Source organism: Marinococcus sp. PL1-022, from assembly GCF_033845285.1.
Taxonomy (GTDB): Bacteria; Bacillota; Bacilli; order Bacillales; family Marinococcaceae; genus Marinococcus.
The window spans coordinates 1,322,043-1,343,018 of record NZ_JAWXCX010000001.1; the positions used below are offsets into that span (position 1 = coordinate 1,322,043).

A 20,976-nucleotide genomic window follows, 5' to 3' on the forward strand; every position below is an offset into this window, starting at 1 on the left:
TCCAGGACCGGGACCAGCGGCGGCCGGGCCGCTGCATCATATGCATGCGGAAAAAGAAGCCAGCTGGGTCGACGATGTCATCGATCAGCGGAAAATTCTTCCGCACTACCAGCCTATTGTCGAGGCGCCAAAGGGAGAGGTGCCGGCCATTGTGGGCCATGAGATGCTGTCCCGGGGCCGTCAGGATGATGGAAGCCTGATTGCACCTTTTCATCTGCTGGAGGCGGCCCGCAAACGCGACCGGTTGTTCGCCCTGGACCGGGCCTACCGTATCACCTGCGTGGAACACGCGGGCCGGATTAAGGACCAGCTTATCTATATCAACTTTATTCCTACGGCTATTTATGTGCCGGAACATTGCCTGGCGACCACCATTCACTACATCAAAAAGCAAAATATTCGCCCGGAAAATGTCGTGTTTGAAGTGGTGGAAAGCGATGAGGTGAAGAACATCGAGCACCTGAAATCAATCCTGAATTACTACAAGCAGCACGGCTTCCAGTACGCCCTGGATGATGTCGGGACCGGGGTGAACGGCCTGGAAAAACTGGCCTACCTGGAACCAAACATCGTCAAACTGGCCAGAGAATACGTAGACGGGGGGCAGAGGACCCGGTTAAGCAGCACATGGCCAGATCTCTCCTGCAGGTGGCGGGCCAGATTGGCGCCCGGGCACTGGCCGAAGGGGTGGAAGGAAAAGCGGACATGAGCTATTTACAGGAAATGGGGTATACGCTGTTTCAGGGGTATTTTCTCTCCAGACCGCAGGCCAACCCGGTCACCATGCTCCCAGTCAGTGTGTATGCCTAAAGCTCACTGGAACTCTCCGGGCTTTTTGTATGTCTTTCGCTTCCTGGCTTCGCCCCGGGACCGTGGGATTCTGTATGGTCTCTATGTGGTTTTTGTGGGCGTATTGTTTGTCGACAGCATTGTCGCGGTAGCCTTTTCGTGGCCCGTGCTGGCGGTTTGGGTGGCGTTTGTCAGCAGCGGCCTGTATTGGATTCATGACGGGCACCGGCGTCAGGTGTCCATCCCGTTGACGCTGTACCTGATCAGCTGCATGGGCTGGTGGGGGGCAGCTGTATTGATGACCGGCGGCCTGGAAAGTCCATTAGTGCACTACGGGCAGGTATTATGGGTCCTGAGTGCGTTATCCGCATCACTCCGTTTGAATGTGATTGGGGGGCTGGTGCTGGGCCTCACCCTGGCTATTAGCCTCGGCATGACGACTGTCACTGGAAATGAGATGCTGGAAATGGGAAGTGTTATGGCCATTCACGGATTGACACTCGCTTTTGGAGCTCTGGTAGCGGTGGCTATGCAGCGGCAGCAAGGATGGATTGCCCATTGGCAGGTACAGGCCCAGACCGACCATTTGACCGGGCTGCCCAACCGATCCGGCTGGCTGGATTGGTGGCAGCGGGTTGCCCCGACCGCCGGCTGGCTTGGAGAGATGGATGTGAATAATTTTAAAGCGATGAACGACACTTACGGGCACGCGCGGGGAGACCAGGTATTGGTAGAAATGGCGGAAGAACTGCAGCGTTCTCTTCCGGGGGAAGCTTTGGCGGCCCGCATTGGGGGCGACGAATTTATTGTGTTTCTTCCGGCGAACATGAGCGAAGCTAAAGCCCGCACCACCGTGAGTGAACTAACAAAACGGGCCGGAGCGGCAGCGAACATGCCTATAACTGCGGCATTAGGGTTGGTGCCCGTCACGTCCCGGCACTGTGATTTTCAGGACCTTTACCGGCAGGCGGATCGGAACATGTATTATCAAAAAGAGGCGAAGAGGGCAGGTTCCCTGGAAGCATCTATGGATGATTGAGGCGAAAGTGAACTTTCTAAGGGAGCAGAAGAGGTTAAAAGCTGGGAATGAAATATTAATATTCTCTAAATAAAGAAGCTCTTTGACTTATAAAAAGTTAAAGAGCTTTTTTAGCGTAAGACTACTGATAAACGCAATATTATTAACTATGTAATGATAAAAGAATCCCATCACGTTAAATAGTGATGGGATTCTTTATTGACTAAATATTAAAGCTTTCCCTCCTGAACAAATGATCGAATGGTAGCTAACGTGGTTTCTACCGCCGACGTGTAACTATCCTCCATGCGCTTTGCATAGGCTTGTTCGCTCATGGTTTCATCCTCAGCTAGTTCAAACGTAAAAGTGAAACGAATGGCCAGAGCTCCCTGTTCATCTTCCTCAATTTCGTTTTTGATAAGCCCCCGGGTCGGGCCATCGAGAGGTTCGAAAACAATCATATGCTTCGGAAAAAAAGTCACCCATTCCTGGGATTTATGGCCATGGACCTCGACTTCACGCCGTAAAAACCGATCACCACGTTCTAATATGCGGCAGGCCGTCATGACCTCCACAAATGGGGTAGCGTCTTCTGCTTTCATGACCAGACCCTCCCATACGTGATCGTGGTTTAAAATGGGTTCATGATCAGTGGAATCGTTGACAAACATACTTTTTGATACGGTAAACATGTGACTCCTCCTATTTGTTATTTCTATGATTTGGCCGAGTCTCGATGAACATGCGGATAAGTCTTTATTGTAAATAGCTCGACGGAAAAAAGCTAAGGTTATGCATTTTTCCTCATTCCTTAGACTGTCATTTCCGATGAAACGAAACAGCTTTTTAAGGGGCAGTAACCCAGTATTAAAGAAAACCTGTCTATAGAGGTACTGCAACTAGCTCTTCAGGGGGCTTTTCAAAAAGTCAAATTGATTTCTCTTTGAAGTTGGCTTTGAAGCATATGCCCTTTGCTTAGACATGCACAGAAGAAAAGGATCGATTTTCTTAGCTTTTGTTAGAAACATATATCATACAATTTCTTGAAATAATACGGGAAAGCTTAAGCTCTTGCTTTTTTTCATGTATGATAGATTTATTAGATAAAAGGAATTATTTTACATATTTTCATTGAATAGGAGGGATCATCATGAAACTATAATGTTGCAGCTTTGGAAACAAATGTTGGTCATGGATTTAAATATTGGAAATCATCGACAATATCATCCAACCGATGGCTTTGCGGGTCAAGCCACGCGGTAGGTTTTATACACGCTCTCCAGAGTCACGCCCGCTCGGGCGCGCTGGTAAATATCCGTAATCTCCCGTCGCCGGTGGTCCTGGTGACTGGCATGAAAGGCTTCGCTGATGGTACCCGCAAACGTCCAGGCCAACGGTTTGGAGGAGAAGCAGGTAGCGTCGGATCGCGGAAGCGATCCGCAGCCGGTACCCGCCCATCGACAGCTTGCCCTTGGCTTCCTGGAAAAAGGTTTCAATTGCCCACCGGTTCTGATACCAGGATAAGACATCCTCCGCAGTCATCGAGGAATCGGTGGAAAAGAAAAACCGGTACGCTTCGTGAGAAGCAGAAGCTCGGGAACCAACGACGACGCCTGAGAGGCCGCCTTTCAACCGCCCCTGAAACCGCACCATTTCATACGTGGTGATCCGGACGGTCACAAGGTCCGGATCTTCCACCTGCCGGGCCCGTTGGGCCCAGTCTCTGGCTGGTAACGGCATGGGGGCCGTGTCGAGCACCCGGTTGGCGGAGGACGCCTGCCGCTGGAGGTGCTGCAGCACCGAGCGCTGGAGCTTGCGCTCCAGGGCATGGTCATCCACCCGGGACGTGCGAAAAAACCGGGTGACCGACGAATGGTGAGCATCATGATTGGCAGCTTCCTGGAGGGCCTTCACGCTCCCGTTGCGGTGCTCCCGGGTCCAGCCTTCCAGCAACTTCTGCATATGATGAGCGGCTGGGGCAGACATAAAGAACCGGAGGTTTCATTGATCAAAGGCATTGGCGATGCAGGAGGAATATGATACGGTAGATATGAGGCAGAATCCTTTCTCGATGGTGTTTTCGTCGATGTCATCGTACCGTATCAACGGGGATTCTGTTTCTTTTTTATTGGTAATGGAAATAATTGTTAGCAAACCTGCAACATAAGGCTTCTTATTATTATGCCTTCGTCGATTACGGATTTATCATTACTGTCGGCGTAACCTTCTTTACCGGCCTGTTAGCAGCTCTGGCTGCCTTTGCTATTAATAACCGTTTACTAATGAGGCTGGGCATTTTATTAGCGAGCAGTACCATTATTTTTATAGGAATTTTATTTCTTTCAGACGTATTTTTTTAGAATCTGGGATAAACGCTTTTCTTCTAAACGATTAATTGGGGAGGCGTAGTATGTAGTCATTTAAAACTTGAAGTTCCTCCCGATAAGCGAAATGATGTAAATGATCATCGGTAACATCGAAATGATGAATATTTCTGGTGAAAGAGAAAACGGGAAGCTGTAAGTGAAAAAGCGAGATCGAGAAATAAAACTTAGGGAGAAACTATTCCTTAGAGGGATAAAGAATAGACATTAATACAAAAAAGGTGTAAAAAAGCACACCAGCTTGAGCGAAAAAGATAGCCGAAAAGCCGAGATCAGGGATGATAAAACCAGCTGAAAAGCAAAAGATGGATAACATTCCTAGTAGAAGTGTTAGAAGGAAATATCTTCGACTCATTTTGGAAGCATTTTTTATAAAAAAGATAATTCCTGTGGCAATAAAAGCAATGATGATGAGAAACAAAACATAGAAATAGAAGATCTTATCTCCCTCCAGTCCATTAATTTGATCAATCAAACAGCAAAATGATAGCTAACAGGAGAAAAGGCGAAGCGGATAATAAAAGAGAAAAAAACATCAGGTAATAGCTTCGCAGCGTATAGGCTAAAACAAAGGCCATTAAACCAGCGATGGGTAATAAACTCATCAGATGAAAGAAATTATAGAAAAGATTCCCGCTCAGAGTTGCAGGAAAAAAACAGGAGGATAGGATAAAAATCCAACAAGAATGACTGTTAGACATATTACATGCATGATTCTTCGAGCGTTCATCGTTACCTCTTGAGAGTTTGACATAAAAAATGAAATGGCTTGGTAATTTAATAAAACAATAGAAGAGATGCAATGAGGAGAAACGGTGATACAAATAACATCAGCGAAAGAATAATCAGATGCCTGACCTGTAAAATGAGGGCTAGAACGGAAGCAAAAAGACCAAACATAAGAACGAAAACAAAAATGTAAAAAGCGTACAAGAATCCACTGCTATCTATATAAATATTTTCACTTATGTTATAGGGAAGAAGAAAAGGTACATAGAAAAGAAATCCAATCACAATAATAATCCAGTTGGTGATATAAGCAATTTTTTGAAGAATCATGGTGACCTCTGCAATTTTGACATTAATAATAAATGGAGCCGGCTATTCCTATACCTATGGGAGCTGCTAACCACGTGAGCCCTATATAAAATGCAGCGTAATATAGTCTTCTATTTTTGAATCAAACTAAGAGATAGAATAAGACGCCTGTAAGCCATATCGGGATACAAATTAAGAACCATGGCGCAGCTACCACCGCACGACTTGGCGAGTCCGTCATAGCGCCTCCAGCGAAAAAAAAGGAGAGTAAAACGACCACCAAAGCAGTCGGAAATAAATTAAAAAATAATAATAATTGTTTACCAGTCATGATTGTCGCCTCCAAACCAACAAACGAGCTCCCCGATGTTGAGAAAACCTTGCTTTTTTGTTATCAGGACAGCACGACGAAGATAACGCGAAGAACAATTAAAAGAAACGGGCTGAACAGCAAAAGAAGAGATAAAAGAATTAAATAATTGATTTGAATAACTAAGGCTAAAGCGGAAGCGAATAGACCAAACATAATAGCAAAAAAGAACGTGACAAGCGGATTGGAAAAGCCCGTTTCATAAACCCAGATATCTTCTCCTTTTTCTATAGGAATCAAAAAAGAAGAAATCAACAGAACATATCCGATAAGAACGATCAACCAATTTGTGATATAGGCCATTCGTTCAAGCACCATGGCTGCCTCACTTGTATTTGGCATAAATCGTCGAACGGGGAACGCCCGTCACTTTCACAATATCTTTTACGCTCATGTTATTGGTGGCACGGTGGTTGTTATTCCTGTCACTTTCTTAGTAAAGACCCGAAGGCAGCCAGCCTTTTCCAACAGTTGTTGCTTGGGACTGAAATTCTGGTGAAAGGTAGTTACGCGTGCCTTACCAATACGTTGGGTCATGGGCGTCCCTCCCAATTGTTTAAAAGTCTGATATATATTGTAAATTTGATTATAGATGAACTTTTAGATGGATAACACCCCGTTTTTGACGATAAAAACGGGGTGTTGATGTCAATGCCCAGAAGTTAAGGGTTTTAGATGAGCTCATGATTGTACCATTAACATGATTGTCTTTCGTTTTTCTATTTATTGTAAAATAAAAGTCTCAGTAGTACCATAATCATGAAACCATTCAGGAAACGATGGTTGATAACACGGAGAAAGGTCGATACATATGAAGCGAAAACGACGGGTACGAAAAGCGTATTGGTTGATAGGATTAACTGTGATGCTGGTCGTATTGGCGATGATTTATGTTCAACAGGGACAGGGGACGACGTCGCATTCATCCTCATCAGACGATAACCCTTCCGTGTCGACTGAACAGCAAAAGGTCCTCGATACCGCTGCTCGAGAGGCAGCGCAATATGATTATGACCAGGCTATCCAGCAACTCGAAAACGCGGAGGGATCGGAACAGACCAAGACGCAAGAAGCCATCGATTCCTATCGTCAAAAAAAGGAGAAATTGGTTTCCTGGGATAGCGACCAGCCCATTCCTCACCTATTTTTCCATTCCTTGATTGTTGATGAACAACGGGCCTTTGATGGAGACGGGATGAGCCAGGGCTATCGGGATTATATGGTGACGGTCGAAGAGTTTCAAGCGATTCTCGAGGACCTCTATGAACGGGATTATGTCCTGGTGACCATCGACGATCTTGCGCAGCCGAATGCAGACGGAACGATGACCTATCAAGATCTTCAATTACCACCGGGCAAAAAGCCCATGGTGCTCTCCCAGGATGACCTCAGCTATTACGAGTACATGGACGGGGACGGATTTGCGAACAAATTGATCTTGGATGAGCAGGGGGACGTGACGAACACCTATGTCGAGGCGGATGGGGAGACCAAACAAGGATCGTACGACATGGTTCCGCTGATCGATGACTTTGTGCAGGAGCACCCGGACTTTTCCTATCACGGCCACAAAGGTATAGTGGCTGTCACGGGCTATAATGGGGTGCTGGGCTATCGGACCTCGAAGAGCGCATACGGGCCGGAAAGCAACCAGCCGAACCCGGATCTGGCAGCGGACCAGGAGCAGGCTCGACAGGTCGCGGACGCCATGAAAGCGGATGGATGGACCTTTGCCTCCCACACCTGGGGCCACTTGAACGTCCAGGAAACGTCCCTGGCGGATCTTCAAACCGATACCCAGCGATGGAACGATGAAGTTGCCCCTCTCGTCGGAGACACAAACGCCATGATTTTTGCGTTTGGCAGCGACTTAAGTGACTGGCATCCGTATCACGGAGCGAAGTATGAGTGGCTGCGGGACCAGGGATATCGCTATTTTGCCAATGTGGATGCCTCCACCGAGGCATGGAAGCAATTGGAACCGGGATACTTCCGTCAGGCACGCATTAATGTCGATGGCATGCGGATGCGTGAGGCGCTCCAGGGCGAAACCGATGTATTAGATGTATTTTTTAATGTTGAGGATGTGTACAGTGATCAACGGTAAAAGGCCATTCGTCTATAAGCCAACAAGAAGGGGCAAAGTCGCTCCTTCTTGTTTGATAACTGCTGATAATCGTCATTAGAGTGAAATGATAAGATTTTCATTTTATTTCCTTATTTTTCTAGTACAATGGAATGTTAGAAAATGGTTCCATTTAGAAGGAGGGAGAAGCAATGGAGGAGATGAAAGAGCAGTTGCGGCGGCTGCAGGCGGAGCAGGCGAGATTGCTGGAAGAGTTTGAGACCGTAGTGAAAAAGTATGAATCCAGTGAAGTTCATCAAGATAATGAAACGCTTCGCCGGGAGAACGCCGCTTACCAGGAGACCCTCCAGGAGCTGAGAGAAAAATACCGCGAAATCGAAAAAGAGAACGAGAAACTCCGACATTCGCTGCGGGAGCAAATTCTTGATGAAAAAACCAATATTCTGAAGGTTTCAAAGGAAAAACTGCATACATATTTTGGGAAATCGACAGATTCCAGCCGCAATCAGCTGAAAGCGTTTGAAGAAGAAACCAAAGTAAGCATTGAAAAGTTAAAAAAACGCCGAATGCAGTCGATTCATCTGGAAAACGAAGCGGTGGACCAGAAACTGGAGGAATTATCAGAGGAGATCGAAGAAATAGCTCAGAAAGAACGCGAACAGCTGAACCGCGAAGAGCAGGAACTGCTTCGTTCGTTTTCTTCGCAGTACGAGGATCTGGCGGAGGAAGAAGTGTCCGAAGAGGCTGTTCAGAAACGGATGAGAGACAATCAACTGGAAATGAAGATCGGCTTGAGCTGGATTAACAAGTTAGGGATTCTGCTGATACTTTTTGGGGTGGCCGCGGCATTTCGGTACTCGTATTCGACGTGGTTCAATGAGGAACTCAAAGGTATCATGTTTTCTGTGTTTGGTCTTCTCCTGATGGCCGGAGGGGAATGGCTTTACCGGAAAGAGAGACAGACGTTTGCACTTGGATTGACCGGCGGCGGCATCGCTGTATTATATGGTTCGATTTTTTTCAGTTATTTTTTACTCAATATTATCGGTCTTACGCCCGCTCTTCTGCTGTCGGTGCTTGTTACCACGGGGGCGGTCGTGCTCTCTCTTCATTATAAATCCAAAACAGTCTGTACGTTCGGCCTCGCAGGTGGCTATCTTCCGTTTTATTCTTATTTACTGGCATTTGCCCTGGAAGATGCCGCAGTCTTTGCAGCGATGACTTATTTTCTCATATTGAACGGAGCCATTCTGTGGATTTCGTTTCAGAAACAGTGGAGCGTCGTCCACCATATCAGCTTTTGGCTCAACGTGCCGGCTTTTTTCATCCTGATTGTACTTTCCCCCTCCAGCGGCATGAGCGTAGCATATACGGTGCTAACGTTCCTGCTGTATCTTGGGCTTACGATCGGTTATCCACTGACGTATCGAAAAGCGGTGAAATGGGCGGATGTGGTGCTGCTTGCATTCAACACCGCGATCAGCTGCACCGTGATCTATGTTCTATTTGACGACTTGGGCTGGGCGGATTTCAGAGGGCTGCTGGCAGTGGTTTTCGGGCTCGTTTATTTTGGCCTTGGAAAATTTGTCGAGCAGCGGATGAATGAGGAAAAACAGGCTTTGGTGTTGTTTTACGGGACATCGCTGACCTTCGCTGTTCTGGTGGTGCCGTTTCAGTTCGGCGTGGGCTGGGCCACGCTTGGCTGGCTCGTGGAGAGCATCATCATTATGCTGTATGCCAATCGGTATCGGTTGGTCTTGCTTGAAAAAGCCGGCTGGGCCGTATTTGGTTTGACGCTCGCAGCGTTTGTAAGGGAAGGTGTCCTGTATATGAACGGATGGACGCCGGAATTCTTCCATCTGAAATACACGGTAGTTACCGCAGGGCTGCTGCTTGTGATGTTCTACTATGTTGTTGACCAGACGAAGGGGAAAAAAACGAGACTCTTTCCGAGATTCAGCGATTTTATCGCTGGCGTGAAGTATGTTACGCTCCTTCACGTTTGGATATACGGTGTCTATGAAAGCCTATACTGGTTCAACTGGCATGTCCCTTCAGCCTTTGACCATTACTGGTTTTATCAAGGGCTTTTGCTTTCGTTCCTATTTGTTGGATTGGGATACGGCTTGAAGAAGATGCCGCTGCTGTATGATCGGGTGGTGAAGTATTTCTGCCTATTTTTATACGGGGCCGGCGGGTTTCTCGGGCTAGTGGTGACGCTGACGATGCCGGCTTTGGACGGACCGGAAAATACGATCACCGATTACACCGCGCTTATGGTCCTGCTCGGCTTCCACGCGCTGGTTATGGCAACAGGCCGTGACCTGCTGCTCGCCTATATCCGCGGCCAGTACAAAAATGCAGAGTGGTATCCAGCGCTGGCCGCCATTTACTTTCTCACGGTCCAGGCCGCGTTTCTTCACGTGCAGCTTCAGCTCGGAGACGTCAGCTTTGTTATCAGCGTGATCTATCTTGTGACCGCCGTCGGCTATATTTTGTATGGATTTAAACGGAACTTCGTCTATGTCCGCCGGCTCGGCCTTGCCCTGTCCTTGTTTGCTACGGGGAAGCTGTTTCTCTTCGATCTTGCCTTTCTGGCCGAAAGCAGTGCCATCGCTGCTTATTTCTGCTTTGGCTTTGTGCTGCTCGGGATCTCGTATCTGTATCAGAGAGTATCGAACCGTCAGAGATGAAAGATTATGGGAATGGCGTTAAAGGATATAAGGTAGATTAACAGGATATGATACCTCTCGCGCAGCTCATTCACATAATTGCGAACCGTATTTTCCGAAGCACCTCGGAAATTCATGCGTTGCTCCAGCCAATCATGGACTTGGGCACCTGTGAAATCCGGATGCTCATGAAGCCAATGGAAAACACCCCATTTTTAGCGCTAAAAATGGGGTGTTTGATATGCCGTTCAGAAGTCAAAAGGTTTTAGACAATTTTGATCTTAAAATAATCCTTGGATATTCTGTTAAATGTGAAATTACTTAAAGAATATATTATTTTCATTTTATTGATTGTTATCATGAAATAAGAAAAAACAGAGGGGTAGGAGCCTAATGAATGAGAACCTATGGTTTATCGTGGGACTGTTCGCGACTTTATTGTTGATAGCGGTAGTCATGTCCTTAATGTTTCGTCTGACGCGGCGATGGTATGTGAAACGCAATGGGCGTGAGCGCTCCAAACACTATGCGAATAATACTCATCAACAAGTAACGCGGTGGTTTGCCATCATTATTGTTTTTCTTTTACTATCCATTACCAACTTTGGAGGAGTTCCGATTCATTTGACCCTTCTTTTCGTTGTTGTTCCTCTTTTCTTATTGTATATGACGTTCGGAACGTATGTATGGAAAAAAGAAAGCGCCAATAAAGATGATTATTGGTACGACTGGTGGATCGTAGGAGGGACGTTCATAGGTCTAGCATCTGTCGTGATGGCATATCAATGGTGGATGAGTTAACAGTCTTTACGAACGACAGAAAAGAAATAAAGAATAGAATATTGCCTCTTTATTTGTAAACAAAAGTAATTGGTACATATGAAATACAATTCTTATCTATGATAGTCGGAAGGCGAAATATTGTGGGGCAGACGTTTTAATTCCTAAAAGACCGCTGATAATCGTCATTATGTTGATCTGAAAAGTAACACAGACGTAACAAGCTACCCAAATCTTCTTATGGAAAAAGAAAAGACATCTAATATATCGGTTTCTTTTTTTTTATTTATGTCTCAAAACATGAAAAATACTTTTTATAATGTAACTTTTGTATTGTTTTATAAATACTTATTATTTATACTATACTTACAATATATATTATTGATACTTGAACTATTTGAGAAACTTTTCCGAAAAGAAAGGGGAAGCTTACATGGCCCAGATGGAAAAAAGATATACTCGGCGATTAAATCAATCAGGAAATAGTCTTTCCGCTGGAATCCCTAAAGCTATCGCGGATAAACTGCAGTTGGCTAAAGGTGATGAAATTAATGTACATTATAATGAAGAAACTGGAGAAATTATTATGAAAAAAGCAAATCATTCTTTACCGGAAGGGGTTCGCCCAGATGTATTGCAGGCAATGAATCGAGCCGTAGACAAATACGATGAAGCCCTGCGAAACTTAAAAGACCGGTGATCTTTGGAGGAATTAGTTAATGAAGGTATTTTACTTTTCCGAAGAGGAAATTCTCTTTATTCATTATACTGTTATGGAAATGTATAATGACAGCGATCAAGCTGGTATTAAACAATATCAAAGTTTCCAAACTATGTTACATCGCCCAAAAACGGAACTGTACGGACAAGAAATGTATCCGTCCATTCCCGAAAAAGCATGCTGCTATTATCATTCTATCGCACGAGGAGGCCACATTTTTCGGAATGGGAATAAACGAACGGCATTAACGGTGTTCGATTCTTTTTTAACACTTAATAACTACAAACTCACTCTTACCTCCAAGCAAGCGGAAGACTTTACAGTATATTTAGCCTACGATGATAAGTTCAAAGAGAATGATTGCATTCACTATATAATAGAAGAAATTGATGAATATATTCAGCCATTAGAAGGATGATTGGCCAACTTATTTTTTTACATGTTGAAACAAAGTTATAAATTTTATCCTTAGCTACAGTTTGGATGATTCCAACTTATTTTATCAATTTTTTCGCCGAGAATCGCTCTGTATTCCGTTAAAAATAAAAACACGGGTGGCCCCCTTTAACAAATACAAATCTCACTACTTTAAATATGCCATTCTTTAAGATTCCTAAGAAACTTGTTTTCTTTCTTTTTCTTCATAACGCTTATCATGGTCTTTCATTGGCAGACTCCTTAAGCTTTTATTAAAATAATAGTGCAAAACCAATCCAGAGGAAAGGGGGAAACGAATAATAACAGAGACAGAATAATTAGATGTCTGATTTGGAGTATAAGTGCCAAGCAGCAAGCGAGTAATCCTAACATTAATATTAAAATAAAAGGTCCGAAGATAAAGAATCCTGCTTGGTACATATAAAAAATATTGCTGCTTTGAATGATATCTGCATTTGAAGGTAAAAATGCAGGTAAGAGCAATAAGGTTCCAATGACAATAAAAATCCAATTCGCCACGTAAGCAATTTTTTGGAGGATCATAGACACCTCTAGTATTTGGACTTCGGAGAACGAAGCTGGTTCGATTTCGTCGACAGTACCATGAATATTGGACATTGTATGGGATGCTAGTTATTTTGAAGAAATGCTTTAATTTCTGCCCGTTCCCTTTTCTCATCATAAACGTTGGAACGATTGAAGGTAAATGAGTACTGGCCTTGAGCGTGATTAAAAACATAAGTACTTAAATTATTATTTTCTTGATATCTAAACATCACCGTTGTATCTTCAATCATAATCTCTCGATCAAATTTTGGCGCTCCAAGTGATTGATCTTTGTCATACTTAACAGTGGCGTCCACTGATTTAGCGCAGCTCCCATACAATAATTTAACTTGATAATCTTTTTCATATTCCGAACGGTTCGATGGGTCCTGAAAATAGGATTGGAGTTCTTCTCGTTTATTCTCCGTATAATAAAGATCTAAACGTTCGGGTTCTTCTTCATCCGGTTGCTGAATCACTGTACGAGTCAGTTCACCATTTTCCAATGAGGGGAGCGGAATGGAGGTCCACTCTTCATCAATAATAGAAGGCAGTTCTTGCTCCTGTTCCGTATAATAGTCGGGGGATGAGGCACAAGCAGAAATAATACATGCGGCGGATATGATTGGAATAAAACCCTTAATCATTACGAATGACCCTCCTTTTGCCAAGATGACCAGGGGCAGATGTAACTTGCGTGCTTCTTACCAACGGTATTCAGTCTATTACCTATCCGAATAGTGAAATGATGTAATAGACCAAGAAGATCATGAATGCTTGGAGGAATATTTGCCTCCAGGTCTTTTGTTGTTCCTTCGGCATTTAAAAAACAAAAGTGTAGAGCACGGTTTCAATGGCCATGGATAAGTATAGTAGAAGAGATAAAATAATGAGGTGAAGTTTCTTCAGCTTCAGGGACATGATCGTCGCAGCCAACCCTGACAGAACGAGAAGAAACATCACCAGGGCTATCCCGGAAAGGTTCTGGTAGAGAGAAAAAGAGCCCTCTTGCGTAAAGAAGGTGAGCCACTCAATCGGCAATGTGAGAGAAAGATACACAAGGGTTCCAACCAGGAGAAGATTCCAAACCATGATGGACATTATTGGTGAAGTCATAAGTATCAAATCCTTCAGAGAGGAACGCAGCACCGAGCTACGCTCTATTCGGTAGTTTTTGTTACTGCTGCCTTTTCGGTGAAAATTCGATGGCGACCGGCTTCTTCTAATTGCTGCTGGAAGCTAAAATCCTTGTGAAAGGTAGATACCCGTGCATATCCAATACGTTCGGTCAACGTGAAGTCCTCCGTGTGTTTATTTGTGGTCTAAGGTTGCATTCGAGTGAATATGAACTTCCTGGCCGTTAAATTGCTCTACAATTTCTAACTGCATAGGTAAACTTTTAGCTACCTGGATGGAAGCCTTATTTTGAGGCTGAACGAGCGCAATCATTTGTTCCAGGCGAAGGCCCGTTTTACCAAAATGAAAAAAGGCCTGAGCTGCTTCTTTTGCATAACCATTGCCCTGCGCTTCGGTAATGACCCAATAACCAATTTCATAATGGCGCTGACCGTGTAGCATTTGAGGAACAATGCCTGCATGGCCAACCCTCGTTTGTGTTGGCATATGCTCGATGACTTTTAAACCAAGCCGTTCATCTTCCTCGTAATGGCCAAATATCTATTGCAAAAATTGTTCCGTTTCCTGGAGCGTTTTCGTCGCCCCCTGGCCGATATATTGCATCATTTCCTGTGAAGCGAGCATCCCCCGAAGAAAATCGAAGTCCTGTTCAGTGTAATTTCGAAACATCAGCCGTGGACTGGTGAGCGTAAACATACTGGTCGTTCTCCTTTTAAGGAACGGCGTTTTACTTATTTTATGATGCAGTGTGATTTGTTTAAAAGTCTGCAATTTGCATTGTAAACGAACTTTTAGATAAAAAACACTCTGTTTTTAGAGCCAAAAATGTGATGTTTGGTATGCCTTCTAGAAGTTAAGGTTTTTAGACGACGATAGAATGAAAAAACTTTTATGAAAAGGTAATGAGAGAAATCAGCTTGGAATTCGATCCAACTCGAGGGAGTGATCGGAATGTTAGATATGGCCAGACCCCTTGCAAGAACTGCTAAAATGGAAAGGAAAAGGAAATAACAGCAGCGAAGGAAAGAGATGGACGTAAGTACCCAAAAAGCTTATGTCCTTTTCCTAGTTGATACGTCTAAAAGGAGTTTTTTATCATGGAGATTAATGGTGCAGGAAGTATTAAGAGAGAGGTCTTTGCTCAACAACTCATCGCATTTAACAAGCGTACTATTATTGCTAACACCATCTCGATGGGGGTGACTTCATTCTTTGCTTTCTTAATTGCAATTGGAGAGAACTGGGTGGGGGCTTTCTTTCTGGGATTAAGCGGTGCGGCTATGAGCTTTGGCGTGTTGATGATACGTGTGCAGCGTCAAGCGGAAAAGCAGTACGATGGTCTGCAGTTCCTGCAAGAGGAACAACAGGTTCAGCTTGATAAGCAGAAGCTGCGCAGACAAGCGGTCAATGGAAACCAGTGCTGGAAATGGGAAGAAATCCACCAGGTTATCGAAGCCAAGGAATGCTTCCAGTTTCATTTAATTGGCGGCCAGTTTATCCCTGTTCCGCAGCATTTCTTTGGCGAGGGGGAGCAGTTGGCGCGTGTCTATGACCTTTTAAATCATCAGTTTACGAAACGAAAAGAGGGCCGATGGAAGAATAACTAATCGGAGACGACGATGATGGCAGCGGTGGAAATAGACTTTCCTGAATCATAAGGATGGTACATAATCGGATTCCTCCCACCCCCAAACAGAGTATTGTTCTACCGAAGCATTTCTTCTCCAGTCAGGAGGACATCAAATAACTGCATCATCTATAAGACAATCATTTCACCAAACCAAATATCAGGTGTGGGGGCATCGGTCAACCAAAAACTAACAAGCATCTCGATCCCTGAAAGGGGAGGCGAGATGCTTGTTTTTTAAGATGAAAGTCTGCTCGTCATCTGTAATTATGCAGAAGCAGAAAAACGATCAATAGCCTAAGTACTTAGACGAAAGCCTCTATTCATCAAATGATCTTTAAAGAAAAATAATGTACAGAAGAGTATGAATCGCCATCGATAAATAAAGCAGGATGGATATAACAATAAGGTGAATTTTTTCCAAGATAAGCGACATAATAGCAGCAGCAAAGCCCAGCATAATAACGAGAAGCACAACCAAGGCAATACCAGACGTGCTTTGGTGAAGAGAAAAAGAGGGTTTTTCGATAAATGGGGAGACCCATTCAATCGGCATGATAAGAGAAAGATATAATAGCGTGCCGACGAGAAGAATATTCCATACGCCGATATACATGATTTTTGAATTCATGGCCTGATCCTTAAAGATTTTGACGTAGAAAAGGGACGCTTCCATAAAGTTCCTTTTCGGTTAAAGTTGGTGAGTTTTAGACGTCATAGATAATTGTTTGATGTTGTGCTTGTTTTTTAAAACAGATGTTTTTTGGTTGTTGGAGCGTGTTGCTTTAGCAATTGACGAAAGTGTCCGACCTGCTCCGGGGAATCGAAATAATGCTTGGGAATGAAAAAACCTCTTCGTTTCGTGACATACAGACGAAACATATCCCGATGTTCATGAACAGAAACGAAATTTTCCCAACGGTAGCTGGCCTGAATATTTGATGTCTTTAGCTTGATTTCCCCGAGGCCAGCTTCATAATGAGTATCCCCGGCAAGGTCTTTGTTTTCGCGGTCGTCTTGAAAGGAACGAAGCCGCGCGTTGGCGTACCAGATTAATGCGTAAACGACCGGAAAAAACAACGAAAAGCTGTATGCGAAAACAAATTCCAGAGGCGTATAAGTGAGCCCGAGTCCATAAAACATGAATATCACGGAAAGCAGGATCCATACAAGCAGAAAAACCGTGAGCGACAAATAATACATGGTTCGCTGGGTATGATAGCGGTAGTAATGGCGAAAGTCTTTTCGGATAGATGTCCCGTGAAAGGTGACTTCCTGGTTCATGATCGACCTCCTGGCAGAAAGATTAAGTACATGGGGTTCTGGCCTGGCATTTGGCTACACTTGATAACTTAGAAGCAGAAGGATGTAGAGATGGACAGGCATATACAAGGTCGCGAGCGCCATCATCACCGTTAGCCATTGCTGTTTGAAAAGAAAAACCGACAAGCAGCAGAGGACGGATAGCAGGAGAACCTTAAAAACATAAATCCTCGGATGAATATTCATAAAACCAAGACGACCCCCGATCCAAAGAAAGATACCTAATGAGGCGAGTCCCACCAGGGATAGCGTGACGATCAAAAACCAACGAAAAATAGGGGAATGAACCATGGTATGCTCCTTTGACATTGGCTGATTCGACGGCCAATGCTGTTTTTGAACAAGAGAATTTATTCGGCCAATATGATTCTCTTATCTAGGATATAGACAGCTTTAGCAATAAAAAAGGGATAGATGAAAAATATCTTAACAAAAACTGCCTATAATCCCCACAATGTAAAAGATTAAAGGTTTTAGGCGTTTTTTATCATTTTTGGCGATGATTCCGTAAATACCGGTAGCATGGTAAAATCTTTAACGTTTCAACGTATGGATGAGATCGTTATCGTTAAAGAGGTTTTTGATGCTAGAAATAACTGGTGAAGGAACGATGAAGAAGCAAGTGTTTGTTCGACAAATCATGCTCAGTGTGCATGCTATGATTTTTATTCCCTTCATACACTTCCTTCTTCCAGGTTAATATCCCAAACTAACCTACTGTTATGTCCATATTTATCATCAAAAAGGCGGTGTAAGTTACATATAGCATAGTTTGAAAACGTTTACATTTATTGTATAAAATGATAAATTTAAAACTGTAGGATAAGGATAAAGAAGGGGGGACTTTTATGGTAAAAATTTAGCAGGATAAATACTGTAGGGAGGTTGAGACATGCAGGTTATTTCATACAATGATTTAAAAAACATTATTACCACTGGAGATATTATTTCCGTCGCCGCTTTATCTGTCGGAAATTTACCAGCAGAAATATTAAAACATATAGTTGAAGAGTACGATGAAACTGGAAGCCCGGATAACCTTACGTTTATCATAGCAAATGATATAAGTGATTACGGGGGTGGGATTGATCTTGATGCTTTCGTTCAGCGGGGAATGATTAAACGGTTAATAACAAGCTTACTCACAGCCTCACCAGCTACTATTGAGGCGATTAAAAATAATGCAGTTGAGACCTATTTTTTCCCTCAGGGAATTCTCGCCGTACAATATCGGCATCACTCCGTTTCCTCCCCGGGGATGATTACAAAAATAGGTTTAAATACAAGTATCGACCCTAGAAACTCAGGCGGAATGGTTAATGATGTCACCACCGAGAGCCTAGTCTCTGTATTAGAAATCAAGGGAGAAGAATATTTACACTATGACTTTCCTGGCATTGATGCAGCCCTTTTACGGGGAACTTTTGCTGACGAAAAAGGGAATATTTTCATGACTCATGAGTCCCATCTGGGAGAAGGGTACAGTGTAGCGGCCGCCACCCATCAAAATGGCGGTAAGGTGGTTGTTCAAGTTAAAGAAATTGTTCAAAACGGCAGCTTTCCCCCTCATGAGGTGTTTATTCCCGGGGAACTTGTGGATTATGTAGTTATAAATGAAAACCCCGAATATCATAAGCAGGTGATGCAGGCTTATTATGATCCTGCGTTATCAGGCCACTACCGGGTGAGTGATATACAGGAGCAGCCTATGAAGCTTAGCTCCCGTAAAATTATTTTAAGACGGGCTGCCCAGTTTTTACGTGAAGGGGATGTAGTCAGTATTGGATTTGGTATAAATAATGAACTGCCAAATGTATTAAAAGAGGAACAGGCGGAGGACTTGGTTCAGCTTAATATTGATACCGGCATATTCGGAGGAATTATTGGCAGTAAAGACCGCTTTGGAATGAACTATAATCTCGACGCGAGAATGCGACATGAACTGACATGGGATTTTATATATCATGGCGGCCATGACATAGCCTTTCTCAGCTTTGCGGAAATCGACCGGCAGGGAAACGTAAATGTCTCCTGCTTTGGCAATAAAATGAGTGGAAGTGGCGGGTTTATCGACATAAGTCAAACGGTGAAGACTATCATTTTTTCAGGGACCCTGGTTGCGGGCAGCCAGTCTTCTTGTGAAAATAATCAGTTGATCATTGAACAGGAAGGTCACTCGCATAAATTCGTAAATAATGTACAAAGTGTAGATTTTAACGCAGCGTATTCGAGAGAACTGAACCAACAGGTTTTTTATGTGACTGAACGAGCTGTATTCCAATTGGTGGAGGAAGGCTTAAAATTAATTGAAATCGGTCCGGGGCTGGATTTGCAGAGGGATGTTCTGTCAAAGATGGATTTTGATCCTATTATTTCTGACGAGCTGAAAATTATAGACCAAAATATTTATCAAAATGATTGGGGGGAATTGAAGCAGTCGATCCAACATCGGACTCATATTGATAAAGGAGAAGATAAATATGAATTATGATTGGATTAAAACAAGATCAGATTTTGACAGAGTGAAAGCAGCGGTTATTGATCCGGGTAAGGGCACAGAATGGTCGTATCAGGATTTAAACATCCGTGCAGAGAATTTAGCGAATTATTTGCAGGATCAGGGAGTAAAACGCGGGGATGTAATCGGTATATTCGCTCCAAATGATGTTGCGATACTGGATGTGTTGTTTGCCTCTTTTAAACTGGGAGCCGTTTTCCTTCCAATTAACTGGCGGCTGAAATCCTTAGAAATTGAAAGCATTATTTCGGATTCTAATGTCAGGCTGATTTTTTACGCCTCCAATCATCTGGAGTCCCTGAGAGGAATCCCTCAGGAGCTAATTCATATGGATGTCGATTCGTCGGAGTATGATGGCATTGTTAATCCTGAAAACCACCTCCCATTTAAAAGTGTCGATGTAGAAAGCGACGACCTTGCATCTTTAATATATACGAGCGGGACAACAGGATTACCAAAAGGGGTTATGTTCACTTACGAGTCGTTTGTTAATAACATGATCAATACCGCATTGACGTATAAAACACATGCCGGTTATACAACGATTGTATCAACTCCGATGTTTCATGTGCTTGGATTTAATGATTTGTCGCTGCCGTTATTAATGGCTGGCGGAACATTGATTCTGCATCGCTATTTTGACGGAAAGGAATTAAATGATCTGATGGTAAAATACCAGCCCGATTATTTAATGCTCATACCAACTATGTACTATGGCATGCTGGCAGCTGGTAATCTTGATATTCAGGGCTTCAAAAATATTGAGTTCTTAATACAGGGTGGATCTGCACCGCTTCCGGCTGTACAGAAAAAATTTGAGAGTATGGGTTACACATTAGTCAATGGCTACGGTTTAACTGAAGCTCCACTTGTTATGGTTAATACACCTCATAATGCAATAAAGAAACCAATGAGCATTGGCAAGCCTGTCATGTATATGAATGTGCGCCTGCTGGATGAAAATTATAACGATGTTGAAACTGGTGAAATTGGGGAATTGGCCATCAACGGCAAAAACGTTACTCCAGGCTATTGGAACAAACCGGAAGAAACAGAAAAATCATTTGCAGGCAGGTATTTCTTAACAGGTGATTTAGCCAGGCAGGATGAAGATGGAGATATCTTTATCATCAACCGGAAAAAGGAGCTCATTATTACCGGAGGTGAAAATGTTCTGCCCTCTGAAGTGGAGGGTGTATTATCAGAGCACCCGCTTGTGAGGCAAACGGTGGTAGTGGGATATGAAAGTCCTGAATTTGGAGAATCTGTTTCTGCAGTAGTGCAATTGAAAGAGGACGATCCGGATTTCGAAGCTAAACTGGACAAGCATGTGAGAGAGCACCTGGCAGGCTACAAAATACCGCGAATGTATTTGAAAGTGAAGGATATACCATTAAACTCAACCGCGAAGCCTGACAGAATAGAACTGCAAAAAATGGTGAATCAAAAAGCACAGGAAGAAAATCAGAAAAACGAATTGCTTTAAGCGACTTTTTTGAAAGCGCTATCAGAATATACTGGAGGCTATA

23 protein-coding genes are annotated in these 20,976 nt (G+C 43.6%); 11 read left to right on the top strand and 12 right to left on the bottom strand.

What is annotated here, in order from left to right; genetic code table 11:
* Positions 1-40: 40 nt before the first annotated feature.
* The 3 genes from SIC45_RS06680 to SIC45_RS06685 are packed head-to-tail and all read left to right on the top strand — an operon-like array spanning position 41 to position 1,828.
* Positions 41-709, top strand: a complete 669-nt coding sequence (locus tag SIC45_RS06680) for an EAL domain-containing protein (protein WP_319631525.1) — start codon at positions 41-43, stop codon at positions 707-709.
* Positions 628-810: an EAL domain-containing protein gene (locus tag SIC45_RS16515; RefSeq protein ID WP_413645508.1), complete on the top strand. Its 183-nt coding sequence runs from the start codon at positions 628-630 to the stop codon at positions 808-810. Before SIC45_RS06680 ends, SIC45_RS16515 begins: the two co-directional genes overlap by 82 nt.
* Positions 803-1,828 (top strand): GGDEF domain-containing protein, encoded by a 1,026-nt coding sequence (locus SIC45_RS06685; RefSeq protein WP_319631526.1) that lies wholly within the window; start codon positions 803-805, stop codon positions 1,826-1,828. The genes SIC45_RS16515 and SIC45_RS06685 overlap by 8 nt, the downstream gene beginning before the upstream one ends.
* A 209-nt stretch (positions 1,829-2,037) precedes the next feature.
* Here SIC45_RS06685 and SIC45_RS06690 read toward each other — a convergent pair whose 3' ends face one another.
* From SIC45_RS06690 to SIC45_RS06710, 5 genes are all read right to left on the bottom strand, one after another.
* Positions 2,038-2,499, bottom strand: a complete 462-nt coding sequence (locus tag SIC45_RS06690; protein WP_319631527.1) for an SRPBCC family protein — start codon at positions 2,497-2,499, stop codon at positions 2,038-2,040.
* Between the two features lie 574 nt (positions 2,500-3,073).
* Positions 3,074-3,769 (bottom strand): transposase, encoded by a 696-nt coding sequence (locus SIC45_RS06695; RefSeq protein WP_319631528.1) that lies wholly within the window; start codon positions 3,767-3,769, stop codon positions 3,074-3,076.
* A gap of 1,602 nt (positions 3,770-5,371) precedes the next feature.
* The gene (locus SIC45_RS06700) at positions 5,372-5,560 is read right to left on the bottom strand and encodes a hypothetical protein (RefSeq protein WP_319631529.1); all 189 of its coding nucleotides are present in this window, start codon (positions 5,558-5,560) and stop codon (positions 5,372-5,374) included.
* A 63-nt stretch (positions 5,561-5,623) separates the two neighbouring features.
* A complete protein-coding gene (locus tag SIC45_RS06705) occupies positions 5,624-5,914 on the bottom strand; it encodes a hypothetical protein (protein ID WP_319631530.1) in 291 nt (96 codons plus the stop codon).
* A gap of 75 nt (positions 5,915-5,989) precedes the next feature.
* A complete protein-coding gene (locus SIC45_RS06710) occupies positions 5,990-6,136 on the bottom strand; it encodes a hypothetical protein (protein ID WP_319631531.1) in 147 nt (48 codons plus the stop codon).
* Between the two features lie 274 nt (positions 6,137-6,410).
* Here SIC45_RS06710 and SIC45_RS06715 point away from each other — a divergent pair, with 274 nt between their 5' ends.
* From SIC45_RS06715 to SIC45_RS06735, 5 genes are all read left to right on the top strand, one after another.
* On the top strand, positions 6,411-7,706 hold the full coding sequence (locus tag SIC45_RS06715) for a hypothetical protein (RefSeq protein WP_319631532.1): 1,296 nt from the start codon (positions 6,411-6,413) through the stop codon (positions 7,704-7,706).
* A 170-nt stretch (positions 7,707-7,876) separates the two neighbouring features.
* A complete protein-coding gene (locus SIC45_RS06720) occupies positions 7,877-10,378 on the top strand; it encodes a DUF2339 domain-containing protein (protein ID WP_319631533.1) in 2,502 nt (833 codons plus the stop codon).
* Between the two features lie 444 nt (positions 10,379-10,822).
* The gene (locus SIC45_RS06725) at positions 10,823-11,158 is read left to right on the top strand and encodes a DUF4181 domain-containing protein (protein ID WP_413645509.1); all 336 of its coding nucleotides are present in this window, start codon (positions 10,823-10,825) and stop codon (positions 11,156-11,158) included.
* Positions 11,159-11,570: 412 nt separating this feature from the next.
* Complete coding sequence (locus tag SIC45_RS06730) at positions 11,571-11,837, top strand: AbrB/MazE/SpoVT family DNA-binding domain-containing protein (protein ID WP_319631535.1); 267 nt, start codon at positions 11,571-11,573, stop codon at positions 11,835-11,837.
* A 19-nt stretch (positions 11,838-11,856) separates the two neighbouring features.
* Positions 11,857-12,276 (top strand): type II toxin-antitoxin system death-on-curing family toxin, encoded by a 420-nt coding sequence (locus SIC45_RS06735; RefSeq protein ID WP_319631536.1) that lies wholly within the window; start codon positions 11,857-11,859, stop codon positions 12,274-12,276.
* A gap of 649 nt (positions 12,277-12,925) precedes the next feature.
* Here the strand turns inward: SIC45_RS06735 and SIC45_RS06740 are convergent.
* The 5 genes from SIC45_RS06740 to SIC45_RS06760 all read right to left on the bottom strand — a co-directional run bounded on the left by SIC45_RS06740 (position 12,926) and on the right by SIC45_RS06760 (position 14,675).
* Positions 12,926-13,489 (bottom strand): hypothetical protein, encoded by a 564-nt coding sequence (locus SIC45_RS06740; RefSeq protein ID WP_319631537.1) that lies wholly within the window; start codon positions 13,487-13,489, stop codon positions 12,926-12,928.
* Between the two features lie 175 nt (positions 13,490-13,664).
* Positions 13,665-13,958, bottom strand: a complete 294-nt coding sequence (locus SIC45_RS06745) for a hypothetical protein (protein ID WP_319631538.1) — start codon at positions 13,956-13,958, stop codon at positions 13,665-13,667.
* 44 nt (positions 13,959-14,002) lie between these two features.
* Positions 14,003-14,134 carry a hypothetical protein gene (locus tag SIC45_RS06750; protein WP_319631539.1) on the bottom strand — a complete coding sequence of 44 codons (132 nt, stop codon included), beginning with the start codon at positions 14,132-14,134 and terminating at the stop codon, positions 14,003-14,005.
* Between the two features lie 19 nt (positions 14,135-14,153).
* Positions 14,154-14,519, bottom strand: a complete 366-nt coding sequence (locus tag SIC45_RS06755) for a GNAT family N-acetyltransferase (RefSeq protein ID WP_319632938.1) — start codon at positions 14,517-14,519, stop codon at positions 14,154-14,156.
* Positions 14,520-14,675 (bottom strand): hypothetical protein, encoded by a 156-nt coding sequence (locus SIC45_RS06760; protein ID WP_319631540.1) that lies wholly within the window; start codon positions 14,673-14,675, stop codon positions 14,520-14,522.
* Positions 14,676-15,076: 401 nt separating this feature from the next.
* Between SIC45_RS06760 and SIC45_RS06765 the strand changes: the two genes are divergently transcribed.
* A complete protein-coding gene (locus tag SIC45_RS06765) occupies positions 15,077-15,586 on the top strand; it encodes a YcxB family protein (RefSeq protein ID WP_319631541.1) in 510 nt (169 codons plus the stop codon).
* Positions 15,587-15,943: 357 nt separating this feature from the next.
* Here SIC45_RS06765 and SIC45_RS06770 read toward each other — a convergent pair whose 3' ends face one another.
* Positions 15,944-16,237: a hypothetical protein gene (locus SIC45_RS06770; RefSeq protein WP_319631542.1), complete on the bottom strand. Its 294-nt coding sequence runs from the start codon at positions 16,235-16,237 to the stop codon at positions 15,944-15,946.
* 116 nt (positions 16,238-16,353) lie between these two features.
* Positions 16,354-16,890, bottom strand: coding sequence for a YcxB family protein (locus SIC45_RS06775; protein WP_319631543.1), 537 nt, complete (start codon positions 16,888-16,890; stop codon positions 16,354-16,356).
* Between the two features lie 931 nt (positions 16,891-17,821).
* Between SIC45_RS06775 and SIC45_RS06780 the strand changes: the two genes are divergently transcribed.
* Both SIC45_RS06780 and SIC45_RS06785 read left to right on the top strand, forming a co-directional pair.
* On the top strand, positions 17,822-19,420 hold the full coding sequence (locus SIC45_RS06780) for an acyl CoA:acetate/3-ketoacid CoA transferase (RefSeq protein ID WP_319631544.1): 1,599 nt from the start codon (positions 17,822-17,824) through the stop codon (positions 19,418-19,420).
* Positions 19,410-20,933, top strand: coding sequence for a class I adenylate-forming enzyme family protein (locus SIC45_RS06785; protein WP_319631545.1), 1,524 nt, complete (start codon positions 19,410-19,412; stop codon positions 20,931-20,933). The genes SIC45_RS06780 and SIC45_RS06785 overlap by 11 nt, the downstream gene beginning before the upstream one ends.
* Positions 20,934-20,976: the final 43 nt, after the last annotated feature.